Raw genomic sequence first — 15,169 nt, forward strand, 5'->3', positions numbered from 1 at the left:
CGATGAGCGCCGACTCGGCAACGGACGATCCGGTGGTCATCGTCGGGATGGCGGTCGAGGCCCCTGGTGACGTGGACGACGCGGAAAGCTATTGGCAACTGCTGTCTTCCGGCCGCGAGGCGCTCGGCGCGTTCCCGGAGGACCGCGGCTGGGCCGTGCGCGACCTGCTCGCGGGCTCGCGCCGCGACGGGTTCAAGCGCATCCACAACCGTGGCGGATTCCTGACCGGCGCAGCGCTTTTCGACCCCTCGTTCTTCGGCATCTCGCCGCGCGAGGCGGTGGCGATGGACCCGCAGCAGCGCGTCGCGCTGCGCGTGACATGGCGGGCGCTGGAGAACGCGGGCATCAACCCCGATGATCTGGCCGGGCACGACGTCGGCTGCTACATCGGCGCCTCGGGCACCGGATACGGCCCCGATCTCGCCGAATACTCCGACCTGAGTGGGCATCTGATCACCGGGACGTCGCTGGGCGTGATCTCCGGACGAATCGGTTACCTGCTGGGCCTCGACGGCCCGGCGCTGACGATCGACACGTCGTGCTCGTCGGCGCTGACCGCGTTCCACACCGCGGTGCAGGCACTGCGCTCGGGTGACTGCAGCATGGCGCTCGCCGGCGGCGTGTGCGTGATGGGGTCGCCGGGATACTTCGTCGAATTCGCCAAACAGCACGCCCTCTCCGACGACGGACACTGCCGGCCGTACAGCGCGCAGGCCAGCGGCACCGTCTGGGCCGAAGGCGCCGGCATGTTCGTGCTGGCACGAAAGTCGGTGGCGCAGCGGAGCGGTCACCGCGTGCTCGCGGAGGTCCGGGCCAGCTGCCTCAACCAGGACGGCCGCAGCACCGGCCTGACCGCGCCGAGCGGGCCGGCGCAGGCGCGGCTGTTCGCCCGCGCGCTCGATCTCGCCGGTGCCCGGCCCGACCAGATCGGGATGATCGAAGGCCACGGCACCGGAACCAAACTCGGGGACCGCACCGAATTGAACTCGCTGGCGCAGACCTACGGTGCCACCGCACCCGGCCAGGGCGCGGTCCTCGGTTCGGTGAAATCCAACGTCGGACACAGCCAGGCCGCCGCCGGTGCGCTGGGACTGGCCAAGGTCCTCGTGTCGGCCGAGCACGCCACCATCCCGGCAAGCCTGCACACCGCGCAGGCCAGCGCCGAAATCGACTGGAGCGCACAGGGATTACGGCTCGCGACCGACCACACCCCATGGCCCGCCGTCGGTGGTGAGCGCCTTGCCGCGGTCTCGGCGTTCGGCATGAGCGGCACCAACGCGCACGTCGTCGTCGCGATGCCGGAGGGATTGGTGGCGTGATGAGCCTTTCGCACTTTCCCGACGGCCGCGTCCCCGTCCTGCTCAGCGCGCACACCGAGGAGCTCCTGGCCGCCGAGGCGACCGGCGTCGCCGACTACCTGGACCGGCATGGTGCCGTGGGCCTGGGCGCGGTGGCAGCGATGCTGCTGCGGCTGCGCCGTCGCCGGCGGTTCCGGGCCGTGGTCCGGGCCCATGACGCCGCCGAGTTGGCCGCCGCACTGCGGGCACTGGCGGCGGGGGAGGAGCATCCCCTGGTGGCCGTCTCCGCGCGGACCGCGGCGCCCCGGACGGCCTTCGTGTTCCCGGGTAACGGCGGCCAGTGGCCGTCGATGGGCACCGATGCATACCGGCAGCTGCCGGTGTACCGCGCCGCGGCCGACCGCTGCGCCGCCGCATTCGTCGCCGCGGGCATCGACTCGCCGCTGGCCTTCCTGGTCGACCCGGCCGACCGCGAGTGGACGCAAATCCACAGTCAGAGTGCGCAGTTCACGCACGCCGTCGGTCTCGCGGCGGTGTGGCGGGCACTGGGCATCGAGCCCGACGTCACGCTGGGGCACAGCCTCGGTGAGATCGCCGCGGCGTATGTCGCCGGGGCCATCACGCTGGACGAGGCCGTCGCCGTGGTCATCGCCCGGGCCGGGGCACTCGACAGCCTGACCGGTGATTTCGGCGCCGCGAGCCTGGGGATGAGCGTCGACGAAGCGCAGCAGGTGGTTTCGGACGCCGCCGGGTGGATGGAACTGTCCGTGGTCAACTCGTCGGCATCGGTCGTGGTGTCCGGCGAGCGCACCGCCGTGGCCGACCTGGTGTCCGACTTGCAATCGCGCGGCCGCTTCGCGCGCGTCATCGCCATGAGCTTCCCGGCGCATACCAGTGCCCTGGATCCGCTGCGCGCACAACTGCTTTCCGGCGTGCCGAAGGCACATTTCGGTGCCGGCGCGGTGCCGTTCATCGGATCGGTGACCGGCGCGGCAGTCGAGGCGGGCACCGAATTCGGTGAGTACTGGTACCAGAACCTGCGGAACACCGTGCGGTTCGACCGGGCCGCCGCCGCGGCGCGGGACAGCGGCGTCGAGGCCTTCGTCGAGATGTCGGCGCACCCGGCGCTGTTGCACGCGCTCGCCGATACCGATGCGCCGCTGACAGTCGGCTCGGGACGCCGCGACGAGGCGCTGCCCGACGTGCTGTCCGACAACATCGCCACGGTGGCCGTGTCCGACCCCGATTACGACTGGGCCGGGCACATCGAGCCGAATCAACCCCTGCTGCACGGATTTCCGCATGCCCCCATGGCGGCGATGCACCTCTGGGCGACTCCCGAACCGCTGCCCCCGGTGGCCGGCCTGACGGTCGGTGCCGAGCAGTGGCTGCCCCAGCCGGACGAGACCGTGCCGCTGATCATCCGGCGCGCTGCCGTGGTCGAACTGGCGGGACCAGGCGGCGAGCTCGCCGACCAGCTGCGCGACGGCGTGCGGGCCAACCTCGGCACGGTGCTGTCCGAGCCGGCCGACGCCGATCTGCTCATCGTCGTCGCACCGATGCTCGACCACCCAGACACCGAAGCGGCGGTCACCGACCTCGCCGAGCTGATCGCCGGCGGGCTGTGTGACTACCCGAATGCCATTGGGCCGCAATGCGCCGACGTGTGGCTGGTCACCGTCGGCGGCGAGCACGTGCGCGACGACGAGCCGGTGGCGCTGCCGGCCCAGGCGGCCCTCGCCGCCATGCACCGCAGCATCGGCTTCGACCATCCGGACCAGTCCTTCCGGCACCTCGACCTGGCATCCTGGGAACTCGACGTGACGGCGGCCACCGCCGTCATCGAAACCATGCTGGGCACCGGAACCGAAGTGGCGCTGCGTGATTCGCAGCAGTACCGCCGCGGTCTGCAGGCCCTGCCGGACGCCGACGCACCACCGCCCGGGCTCCTTGACAACGTGGTGATCACCGGCGGCAACGGCGCCGTCGGGCTGCATTTCGCACGGGCCCTCGCCGCCGCGGGCGCCCGCCGCATCGTGCTGGTGAGCCGCAGCGGTACCGGCGCGCAGCAACTGGCCGGCCTCGACGGCACCGACGTGGTGTCGGTGCAGTGCGACATCACGTCGCCCGAACAGCTTTCGGCCGCCGCGGCCACCCACGGCGGTGACGGTGCGACGCTCGTGGTCCATGCAGCCGGTGCGGCGGCGTTCGGCACCGAGGTCGGCGCGGACGAATTCATCACCACCGCGGCCGCCAAAGTCGGCGGTCTGGCCCGGCTGGCCGAGTACTGGCCGCTGCGTCCGGACGCCCGAATCCTGGTGTGCTCGTCGGTGTCCGGACTGTGGGGCGGGCTCGGTCATGTCGCGTACGCGGCCGTCAACCGCATGCAGGACGTGCTGGCCGGGCAGTTCCGCGCCAAGGGCCTTGACTGTGTCGCCGTGCGGTGGGGACTGTGGCCCGGTGCCGGCATCGTCGGGGCCGACGAAGTAGCGCGCATCGAGCGCGCCGGACTGCGGGAGATGGATCCCGACATCGCGATCGAGGCGGCTCTCGGAACCCAGGCGCCCGCACCGCTGATCTTCAGCGCGGACGCCGAGCGGCTGGCGACGTTGCTCGGCGCTGCGCCGCTGGCCGCGGAACCGGCTGCACCGCAGCATGTTCCGGCGACCCTCGGCGCCGGCGCCGGTGCCGACGCCGCGGACGTCGTCCGGCACGAACTTTCGGCAGTGCTCAAACTGGGCGACCCCGCTGCCATCGACCTGACCGCGGCCCTGTTCGACCTGGGCCTGGATTCGCTGCTGGCACTGGACCTGCGCAAGCGACTGCGCCGGGGCACCGGCCGGTCCGTGCCGCTGGCCGGGCTGCTCAGCGGCATCACCGGTATCGAACTGGTGGATTTGCTAACCGACAGAACAGAAAAGGTGGAGAGCTAGCGTGACCGAGACCGACATCGGGGCACTGCGCACGCGAGGAGCAAACGGGGCAGACGACGCGCGCCTGGAGCTGTTGCGGCGCAAGCTGGCCGAGCGCGGCCTGCAGTCCCAGAACGGCACGCAGTCGAGCGATGGCGCCCCCGTCGTGCCGGTGCTGTCCGACGGCCAGCGCCGGATGTGGTTCGTGCAGACCGCCGACCCTGCCGGCGCACTGCTCAATGTCTGTGTGTCCTTTGCGATCACCGGTGCGCTGGACCACGAGCGTCTGCGGGACGCGGTGAACGCGGTGGCCCGCCGCCACCCGGTCCTGCGCACCACGTACCGGGCCGATGCGACGGGCGAACCCGGGCTGACGGTCCACGACGAACTGGCGCCCGGCTGGAGCACACACGACCTCAGCGACCTCTCCGAATCGTCGCGCGCCCTGCGGCTCGAAGTGCTGGCACAGCGGGAGTTCGGCACGCCGTTCCAGCTCGACACCGAATCACCCTTGCGGATCAGCCTGATCCGTACGGGGACCGACGAGCACGTCATGCTGCTCACCGCACACCACATCGCCTGGGACGACGCCTCGTGGCAGGTCTTCTTCGCCGATCTCACGCGCGCGTACGAGGGCGAGCAGCTGGCCGAGGTGATTCCGGCCGCGGTGCCCGCCGACGACCACACCGAGGAACTCGAGTACTGGCGTTCGGTGCTCGCCGATCCACCTGAGCCCCTGGAACTTCCGGGTGCGCACGGCTCCCTCGTGCCGACCGGTCACCGCTCGCAGCGGGTCATCCGGCGCATCGACGCCGACACCGTGGCCCGGATTTCCGAGCTGGCGCGCCAGACCGGCTCCACCCCCTACACCGTGCTGCTGGCGGCGTTCGGGACCTTGCTGCACCGCTACACCCACGCCGACGACGTCCTGGTCGCCACGCCGGTCCTCAACCGCAGCGGTGGCACCGAGGAGGCGCTGGGGTACTACGGCAACACCGTGGCGCTGCGGCTGCGCCCCGACGCCCGGCAGAGCTTCGGGGAGTTCGTCAGCCATGCCAAGGACACCACCCACGGGGCCTTCGCCCATCAGCAGATCAACCTCGATCGCGTAGTGCGCGAGCTGAACCCGGACCGCCGCCACGGTGTGGAGCGGTTGGCCCGGGTCTCCTTCGGCGCCCGCGAGGCCGACGGCCGGGGCTTCTGCCCCTCCGGAATCACCTGCCGCCGGGCCGAGTACCGGGGTCACCAGACCCAGTTGCCGCTGGGTTTCATGGTGGAATTCGACGACGCCGGGGCAATCGTCGAGGCGGAGTACCTGACCGAGATCCTCGACGCCACACTGGCCGACCAGATGCTGCGGCACTACGTGGTGCTGCTGGAATCCGCGCTGGCCGACCCGGGCCGGGCCCTCGCCGAGCTGGACCTGATGGACGAGCACGACGCCGACTGGCTGCGCCGGATGGCCACCGGCGAGCAGTTCAGCACCCCGGACACGACGCTGGCCGCGCTGATCGAAGCCCAGGCCGAACGCACCCCGGACGCGGTCGCCGTCGCGTACGAGGGCCGGTACTACACCTACCGCGAGCTCAACGCCGAGGCGAACCGGTTGGCACACTGGCTGATCGGGCAGGGCATCGGTACCGAGGACCGCGTCGCGGTGCTGCTGGAGAAGTCGCCCGAGCTGGTGATCACGGCGCTGGCCATCGTCAAGGCCGGCGGTGTGTACCTGCCGGTAGACCCGACCTATCCCGAGGACCGGCTGTCGTTCATCCTGAGCGACGGTGACCCGAAACTGGTCATCCGTCAGCCGATCACCGACCTCGACGGCCTGCGGGACGACAACCCGACCGATGCCGATCGGATTCGGCCGCTCACGGCGGCCAACACCGCCTACCTGATCTACACGTCGGGTTCGACAGGGCTGCCCAAGGGCGTGCCGGTGCCGCACCGTCCGGTCGCCGAGTACTTCGTGTGGTTCGTCGACGAGTACCAGATCGACGCCGACGAACGCCTGCTGCAGGTGGCCTCGCCGAGCTTCGACGTGTCCATCGCCGAGGTGTTCGGCATGCTGGCCTGCGGTGCGCGCCTGGTCATTCCGCGCCCGGGCGGCCTCAACGACATCGGGTACCTGACCGAACTGCTGCGCACCGAAGGCATCACCTCGATGCACTTCGTGCCCTCGCTGCTGGGGCTGTTCCTGTCCCTGCCCGGCGTCAACGAATGGCGCAGCCTCAAGCGCGTGCCGATCGGCGGCGAAGCGCTGCCGGGCGAGGTGGCCGACAAGTTCCACGCCACGTTCGACGCGCTGCTGCACAACTTCTACGGGCCGACCGAGACGGTCATCAACGCCAGCCGGTACCGCGTCGAGGGCAAGCAGGGCACGCGCATCGTGCCGATCGGCAAGCCGAAGATCAACACGCAGATGCACCTGCTGGACGACGCGTTGCGCCCCGTCCCGGTCGGCGTCATCGGCGAGATCTACATCGGCGGAACCCATGTCGCGCATGGTTACCACCAGCGCCCCGGCCTGACCGCCGAGCGTTTCGTCGCCGATCCGTTCACCCCGGGTGGTCGGCTGTACCGGTCCGGCGACCTGGCCCGGCTCAATGCCGACGGTGACATCGAGTTCGTCGGCCGCGCCGACGAGCAGGTCAAGATCCGCGGCTTCCGCATCGAACTCGGTGAGATCGCCGCCGCCATCGCGGTGGATCCCAGCGTCGGCCAGGCGGTCGTCGTGGCGAGCGATCTTCCCGGGCTGGGCAAGAGCCTCGTCGGCTATCTCACCCCGGCCGAGCGCGGTGACCTGGATTCGGTCGACGTGCCACGGATCAAGGCGCGGGTGGCGGCAGCACTGCCCGAGTACATGGTGCCGGCCGGGTACGTCGTGCTCGACGAAATCCCGATCACCGCGCACGGCAAGATCGACCGCCGCGCGCTGCCTGATCCGGACATCCAGTCCCGCACCGCATTCCGGGAACTGACGACCGACACCGAGTGGAAGGTTGCCGAGCTGTTCGCCGACCTGCTCGGCGTCGAGCAGGTCGGTGCCGACGACTCCTTCTTCGAACTCGGCGGACACTCGCTGCTGGCCACCAAGCTGGTCGCGGCGATCCGGGCGCGGTGCAACGCCGACATCGGGGTGCGTGAGGTGTTCGAGTTGGGCACCGTGGCCGAGATCGCCGCGCGGGTCGACACGGGCGCGCCGCGCAACCGGCCGCCGCTGCTCGCCATCGAGCACACCGGCCCGCGCCAGATGTCGGCATCGCAGCTGCGCCAATGGTTCCAGTACCGCATCGACGGTCCTGGACCGGTCAACAACATCCCGTTCGCGGCCCGGATCACCGGACCATGCGACGTCGACGCCTTCGTCGCGGCGCTCGGTGACCTGGTCGAGCGGCACGAGGTGCTGCGCACCACGTACACCGAAATCGACGGCGTGCCATACCAGGTCGTGAACGACCCGGCGCCGCTGCCGGTGCGCCGCGCGCGCGGCGCCGACGAGGAGTGGCTGCAGGCCGAACTCGACGCGGAACGTCGCTACGTGTTCGACCTGGAAGCACAGTGGCCGATCCGGGCTGCGGTGCTGTCCATCCCCGGGCAGCACGTGTTGTCGATCATGGTGCACCACATCGCCGCCGACCACTGGTCGGCCGGCGTGCTGTTCACCGACCTGGTCACCGCCTACCGGGCGCGCCTCGAACAGCGGGCACCCGAGTTCGCGCCGCTGCCGGTGCAGTACTCGGATTACGCGGCCTGGCAGGCCACCCTGCTGGCCGACGAGTCGGGAACACTTGCCGCGCAACGGGACTACTGGCGCAGCCAGCTGGCCGAACCGCCCGCCGACCCGGGTCTGCGTCCCGACTTCACGCGGCCGCCGGTGCTCTCGGGCGAGGGTGCGTCGGTGCCGTTCGTCGTCGACCCCGAGGTGCGGACCAAGCTGACCGCGCTGACCCGCGAACTCGGTATCACCGACTTCATGCTGCTGCAGTCCGCGGTGGCGGTGGCGCTCGCGAAATCGGGTGAGGGGCTGGACATTCCGCTCGGCACCCCGGTGGCCGGGCGTACCGAGGCCGAACTCGACGCACTGGTCGGCTTCTTCATCAACATCCTGGTCCTGCGCAACGACCTGAGCGGGGATCCGACGCTGCGCGAGATTCTGGTCCGGTCCCGAGACACCGCACTGGCCGCCTACGCGCACCAGGACCTGCCGTTCGATCACGTCGTCGACGCGGTGAGCCCGGCGCGGTCGCTGTCACGCAACCCGCTGTTCGGTGTCGTCGTACACGTACGCGAGGACCTGCCCACCGATCACGTCATCGATTCCCGGGCCGACGGCGACACCACGTTCACCGCACTCGAGCCGACGTTCGACGTGGCGCACGCGGACCTGTCGGTGAATTTCTTTGCCACCCAGGACAGTTACCGTGGCCACCTGATCTACCGCACCGATCTGTACACGGCGGAGACCGCGCAGCGGCTCGCCGACCGGTTGGTCCGGGTGATCACGGGCATCGCCGAGAACGCCGATCAGCGGCTGCGGGACCTGCGGGTCGACGAAGCCGTCCGAGGCAAAGACGGCATGCAGGTGCTCGATGAGTGGCAGCAGCCCGTGGGCGTCGGCGTGGTGGGCGACATCTACCAGGATTCGGCACCCACCGGCGAACGCGGCAGGTGGCTGGCCGACGGACGGCTCGAGCGCATCGAGGCCGTCCAGTTGCGCGCCGTGCGCACCGGGTCGGCGGTGGCAGAGCCCGCGCGTACCGACACCGAACGCGCCCTCATCACCCTGCTGACCGAGGTGCTCGACGCCGAAGGCGAGATCGGCCGGGGCGACGACTATTTCAGCCTCGGCGGCGACAGCATCAAGGCGGTCCAGCTGGCGGCGCGGGGCCGCGACGCGGGCATGAAGCTGACGGCCCGCATGGTCTTCGAGTACCCGACGGTGCACGAGCTGGCCGCGGCGATCGACGCCCGGTCGTCGGCGGAAACCCAAGGGGCACCAGGTGAGGACCGCGAACACGCGCCGATGACGGTCTCGGGCCTGTCGGCCGACGAACTCGCCGAGCTGACCGCATCGTTCGCGTCATCGTGGAACGCACCGCAGGAGCCGCAGTGACAACGGTGCAGCCGGCGCCGGTCATCGAGGACGTCCTGGCGCTCAGCCCGCTGCAGCAGGGGCTGTACTCGATGGCGCAACTCGATCAGGCGGACGACCCGTATCTGATCGCGATGTCCGCCGACATCGACGGCGACGTGGATGCGGCGCTGCTACGGGACTGCGCGGCCGCACTGCTGGTGCGTCACCCCAACCTGCGGGCCAGCTTCGTGCAGGCCGGAGCCCGCACGGTGCAGGTGATCCCGAGTGCGGTCGACCTGCCGTGGCGGCAGCTGACCGCAGCGTCGCCCGATGCCGCCGACGACCTCGAAGCGCAGGAACGGCGCCGGCCCTTCAGCCTGGAGCGCGGCCCGGCGATCCGGTTCCTGCTCATCGAAATGCCGCAGCAGCGTTGGCGTTTCGCGGTCGTCGCGCACCACATCGTCATCGACGGGTGGTCGCTGCCGTTGTTCGTCGGTGAACTGCTCGCGCTGTATGCCGCCGGCGGCGACATCTCCGTGCTGCCTGCCGCGCCACGCCCGTACCGCGACTACATCGGCTGGCTCGCGGCCCGTGACCCGGAGACCAGCCGCGGGCTGTGGCGGCAGCACCTGGCCGGGCTCGACGGCCCCACGATGCTGGCTCCGGCCCTCGGCTCCGGTGAACTCGGCGACGACCTGCCGCACACCACCGAGATCAAGGCACCCCGCGACGAGACGCACCGTCTGGTCGAGGCCGTGCGGGCCCGCGGTGTCACACTCAACACCCTCACCCAGATGGCCTGGGCGGCAATCCTGTCGGTGCTCACCGACCGCCGCGACGTTGTCTTCGGCGTCACGGTCTCGGGCCGGCCGGGCGAGCTCGCCGGCGTCGAGACCATGGTCGGTCTCTTCATCAACACCGTGCCGCTGCGAGTTCGCCTGGACCCGCTGCGCCGCGTCGGCGAGCAGTGCCTGGCCCTGCAGCGGGACGCCGCCGAGCTGCGCGAGCACAGCTACCTGTCGCACACCGAGCTGCGCTCGCTCGGCGGTGTGGGCGAACTGTTCGACAGCCTCCTGGTCTATGAGAACTTCCCGCCGGGCGGCCTCGTCGGCGGTGGCGAATTCGACGTCCGCGGAGCCACATTCCGGCCCCGGGCTCTGCAGAGCCTGGCGCATTTCCCGGTCACCGTCGCGGCGCACCTGACGGAAGGCGAACTGACCATCCTGGTCGAGACGAAAGACGGTGCCACCGGACTCGTGCCACCGGAGAGCCTCGGCCGGCAGGTGCTCGCGGTGATGCAGCGCCTCGTCGACGGCTGGGACCGACCGTTGCGCGACGTCGGTATCCATCTCAACGCGCCCACCGTGGCAGCACATCCCGCCAGCACCGAAACCGGTGGCATCCACGAGAAGTTCACCACTACCGCGCGCAGCAAGCCGGGTTCGGTGGCACTGAGCTATGACGGCGGCGCGCTGACCTTCCGCGGTCTCGACGAGGCGTCCGACCGCGTCGCCACCGAACTGCGGCGCCGCGGCGTCGAGACCGAGACGCCGGTGCCGGTGCTGCTGCGCCGGGGACCCGACTACGTGGTGGCGATGCTCGGCGTGCTCAAGGCCGGTGGGTTGATCGTGCCGCTGGATCCGTCGATGCCCGCCGACCGGATCGAGGAGATCCTCGGCCAGACCAATGCGTCGGTGGTCGTGGACGACGCCCTGCTGGCGGCCGCGGGCAACCACCCGGCCGGTGAATTCACGCCGCTGCCAACACATCCCGGACAGGGCGCCTACATCGTGTTCACGTCGGGTACCACCGGCAAGCCCAAGGGCGTCATCGGTACCCATGACGCGGTGCTGGCCTATGCTGCAGACCATGCCGCCCGGGTGCTGCGGCCCGCGGTGGCGAAAGCCGGTCGGCCACTTCGGGTTGCGCACGCCTGGTCGTTCACGTTCGACGCGGCCTGGCAGCCGCTGGCCGCGCTGCTGGACGGCCACGGTCTGCACATCGTCGGCGACGAGGTGCAGCGTGATGCCGAGGCACTGGTGGCGACCATCGGGCAGTACGGCGTCGACCTGATCGACACGACACCGTCGATGTTCACGCAGCTGCAGGCCGAAGGCCTCCTGACGACGGTGCCGCTGACCGCGCTGGCGCTGGGCGGTGAAGCCGTCGACCCGAACGCGTGGGCGGCCATCCGCAACGAGTGCGACCGCACCGGCATGTCGGCCTACAACTGTTACGGCCCAACCGAAACCACGGTCGAAGCCGTCGTGGCCGCATTCACCGAGCACGACACCCCCTCGATCGGGCACCCGACCACTGCGACGCGCGCCTACGTCCTCGACGCCTGGCTGCGCCCGGTGCCGGACGGTGTCACCGGTGAGCTCTACCTGGCCGGTGGACAGCTCACGCGCGGCTATCTGGGCCGCGCCGCCGAGACCGCCGCGCGATTCGTCGCCGACCCGTTCGTCGCCGGCGCGCGGATGTACCGCACCGGCGACGTGGTGCGCCGCGATCCCGGCACCGGTGGCCTGCAATTCCAGGGGCGGTCGGACGATCAGGTGAAGATTCGCGGGTTCCGGGTGGAACCCGGTGAGGTCGCCGCGGTCCTGCACGCGCACCCGGGTGTGCGGCAGGCGCACGTCACCGTCCGGCGGCACGGCAGCGGGCCGCGGCTGGTCGCGTACGTCGCCGGGGCGGCAGGGGCCACCGAGTTGCGGCGCATGCTGGCGTCCCGGCTGCCCAGATACCTGGTGCCGCACCACATCATCGCCGTGGACGAGATTCCGCTGACGGTCAACGGCAAAGTGGACGACGCGGCATTGGCCGCGATCGATGCCGCCGCCGGCACCGGGCAGGCGGCAGCGCCGGCCACCGCGACCGAACTGGCCGTGGCCGAGTTGTTCGCCGACGTGCTGGAGGTGGCCGACCCGGCCGGACTCGACGTCACCGCCGATTTCCTGGATCTGGGGCTCGACAGCATCGTCGCGCTGTCGGTGGTCCAGGCCGCGCGCCGCCGCGGCCTGGCGCTGCGCGCGCGGATGATGCTGGACTGCAGCAGCATTCGCGAACTGGCCGACGAACTGGACGCCGAGAACGAATTGGCCGCCACGGCGGTCGAGGAGGCGGGCCCGGTACCCGTGCTGCCCAACGTGCATTGGCTGTATCAGTACGGCGACGGCCGCCGCCTGGCCCAGACCCAGGCGGTGCGGCTACCGGATGCCATCACCGCCGAGCACCTGACCACGTTGCTGCACAGCGTCATTGCCGCGCACCCCGCCCTGCGCAGCCGCTTGGACCGGGCCACCATGACCCTGGTCGACCATCCGGTGGACGACGTCCTGTCCGAGGTCACCGTCGACGGTGACGTCGTGGCCGCGGTGGCCGAGCAGACCGATCTCGCGGTCGAACGACTCGATCCCGAGCAGGGGCGCCTGCTGCAGGCGGTGCTGCTGAACACCAAGTCCAGCGGCAAGGTGCTGGTCCTCAGTGCTCACGTGCTGGCTGTCGACCCGGCATCCTGGCGAATCGTGCTCGGCGAGTTGGAGAATGGCTGGCACGCGCTGGCCTCCGGTGCCCGGCCCGCAGTCATCCGCGAGCACACCAGCTACCGGGCCTGGTCACGGCTGGTCGCCGAACGGGCGCAGCACCTCGACACCGTGGACTTCTGGGAGGCACAGGTCGCCGGCCCGGATCCCGCGCTCGGCCGTCGCCGCGTGCAGCCCGAGACCGACTGTGCCGCAGACGTGGTGGTCGCCATGTCGATCCTCGACACCGACCTGACGGCGCGCGTACTGGGCGCCGGCCAACCGGTCACCGATCTGCTGGCCGCGGCGACCGCGCGCACCATCACCCGGTGGCGGCAGCGTCGCGGCCAGGACACCCCGGCGCCGCTGGTGGCGCTGGAGACCCATGGCCGCGCGGACACCGTGGTCGCCGGTGACGAGGTAGACACCGGCGACACCGTCGGACTGTTCAGCGCCATCTACCCGGTGCGCATCAGTTCCGAAGCGCCACAACAGGTCAGCGCCGAGATCGCCGCGGTCCCCGGCCACGGCATCGACTTCGGGCTGCTGCGGTATCTGCGCGCGGACACCGCGGAGCGGTTGGCGGCCTACCCCGAACCACAAGTGCTGCTGAACTACCTGGGCCGGGTACACCTCGGGGCGAGTGGGGCCGCACTGCAGCTCGACGGTGCGCTCCTGGCCGGTGCGTCACCGGTGCCCGAACCGAACTACGCGGTGCACCACGACCTGACCCTCCTGGCGGGAATCATCGACCATGACGGCACCGCGGCGCTCGGTGTCCAATGGCGCACGGTGCCAGACATTTTCAGCGCAGACGACATTGCCGAATTGCAACAGCTGTGGGAATCGCAGCTCAGGGAAGTGATGAAATGACCGACACCCGAAATACCCTGGCCGTCATCGGCGCCGGCGCCAAGGCGGTCGCCGTGGCCGCCAAGGCCGCCGAGCTGCGGGCCATGGGCGTGGACGCGCCCGACGTCATCGCGGTGGAGCGCCTGGGCGTCGGCGCCAACTGGCAGGCCGCAGGCGGCTGGACCGACGGCCGGCACCGGCTGGGCACCGGCCCGGAAAAGGACGTCGGCTTCCCGTACCGGTCGGCGCTCGTGCCGCGCCGCAACGTCGAGCTCGACGAACGCATGATGCGGCACAGCTGGCAGTCGTACCTGATCTCGACGGGACAGTTCGCCGAGTGGATCGACCGCGGCCGGCCCGCACCCACCCACCGGCGCTGGAGCCAGTACCTGGCGTGGGTCGCGGAAAGCGTTGCCATGCAGGTGGTCACGGGTGAGGTCACGCAGCTGTCGGTCGACGGCGACCAGTGGGTGCTGCACTGCCGCGATCAGCAGGTGCGCGCCGATGGCGTGATGATCACCGGTCCGGGACAGGCCGAGCGGTCCATCCTGCCGGGGCATCCGCGGGTGCTGTCGATCGCTCAGTTCTGGCACCGCGTCGCCCAGGACGAGCGCATCAATGCCGAGCGGGTCGCCGTCATCGGTGGTGGCGAAACCGCCGCCACCATGCTCGATGAGCTGTTTTCGCACCGGGTTTCGACCATCACGGTGATCTCCCCGGGCGTCACGCTGTTCACCCGCGGCGAGGGCTACTTCGAGAACACCCTGTTCTCCGACCCCACGGGCTGGGCCGGGCTCAGCATCTCCGAGCGCCGAGATGCCATGGCCCGCACCGACCGTGGCGTGTTCTCCGCCCGCGTCCAGGACTCACTGCTGGCCGACGACCGCATCCGGCACCTGCGCGGCCGCGTCGCCCATGCCGTGCCCCGCGAAGACCGGATCCGGTTGACCCTGCAGACCGAACGCGACTCCGGCTGCCTGGAGACGGTGCACGGCTTCGATCTGGTGATCGACGGTTCCGGCGCCGATTCGATGTGGTTCGCGCCGCTGTTGAGCCAGGACGCGTTGGACGTGCTGGAGCTCGGTATCGGTGCGCCGCTGTCGGCCGACTCCCTGCAGCGGTCCATCGGCTACGACCTCGCCGTCAGCGGCGTCACACCGAAGTTGTTCCTGCCCAGTCTGTCCTGGCTCACGCAGGGCCCCGGATTCCCCAACCTCAGCTGCCTCGGTCTGCTCAGCGACCGCGTGCTGGGGGCCGAATATGCCACACCATCCGTGAGGAGAAGCGATGAGCAGCAATCCGTTCGATGACGACAGCGGCGCGTTCTACGTCCTGATCAACGACGAAGAGCAGCACAGCCTGTGGCCGGTGTTCGCCGACGTGCCCGCCGGCTGGCGGGTCGTGTTCGGTGAGAGCACGCGCGCCGACTGCCTGGCCTACGTCGAAGAGACCTGGACCGACATCCGGCCGAAGACGCTGCGGGAGACCCTGGCCGGCTGAGCCGGG

At 70.4% G+C, this 15,169-nt stretch carries 6 protein-coding genes; all 6 read left to right on the forward strand.

Annotation, left to right across the window (positions count from 1 at the left end; genetic code table 11):
- The first annotated feature begins 2 nt into the window (after positions 1 to 2).
- The 6 genes from ACZ5IQ_RS08900 to ACZ5IQ_RS08925 are packed head-to-tail and all read left to right on the forward strand — an operon-like array spanning position 3 to position 15,163.
- Positions 3 to 1,319 carry a beta-ketoacyl [acyl carrier protein] synthase domain-containing protein gene (locus ACZ5IQ_RS08900; RefSeq protein ID WP_318985316.1) on the forward strand — a complete coding sequence of 439 codons (1,317 nt, stop codon included), beginning with the start codon at positions 3 to 5 and terminating at the stop codon, positions 1,317 to 1,319.
- The gene (gene mbtD, locus ACZ5IQ_RS08905; protein ID WP_318985315.1) at positions 1,319 to 4,231 is read left to right on the forward strand and encodes a mycobactin polyketide synthase MbtD; all 2,913 of its coding nucleotides are present in this window, start codon (positions 1,319 to 1,321) and stop codon (positions 4,229 to 4,231) included. Before ACZ5IQ_RS08900 ends, mbtD begins: the two co-directional genes overlap by 1 nt.
- Before the next feature lies 1 nt (position 4,232).
- Entirely contained in the window at positions 4,233 to 9,326 is a 5,094-nt protein-coding gene (locus tag ACZ5IQ_RS08910; protein WP_318985314.1) for a non-ribosomal peptide synthetase, read from the forward strand.
- Positions 9,323 to 13,684 (forward strand): amino acid adenylation domain-containing protein, encoded by a 4,362-nt coding sequence (locus ACZ5IQ_RS08915; RefSeq protein ID WP_318985313.1) that lies wholly within the window; start codon positions 9,323 to 9,325, stop codon positions 13,682 to 13,684. Before ACZ5IQ_RS08910 ends, ACZ5IQ_RS08915 begins: the two co-directional genes overlap by 4 nt.
- Positions 13,681 to 14,973, forward strand: coding sequence for an NADPH-dependent L-lysine N(6)-monooxygenase MbtG (gene mbtG, locus ACZ5IQ_RS08920; RefSeq protein WP_318985312.1), 1,293 nt, complete (start codon positions 13,681 to 13,683; stop codon positions 14,971 to 14,973). The genes ACZ5IQ_RS08915 and mbtG overlap by 4 nt, the downstream gene beginning before the upstream one ends.
- A complete protein-coding gene (locus tag ACZ5IQ_RS08925) occupies positions 14,951 to 15,163 on the forward strand; it encodes an MbtH family protein (RefSeq protein ID WP_318985311.1) in 213 nt (70 codons plus the stop codon). The genes mbtG and ACZ5IQ_RS08925 overlap by 23 nt, the downstream gene beginning before the upstream one ends.
- The last annotated feature ends 6 nt before the right edge of the window (positions 15,164 to 15,169 follow it).

This window comes from Mycobacterium toneyamaense (assembly GCF_055384815.1).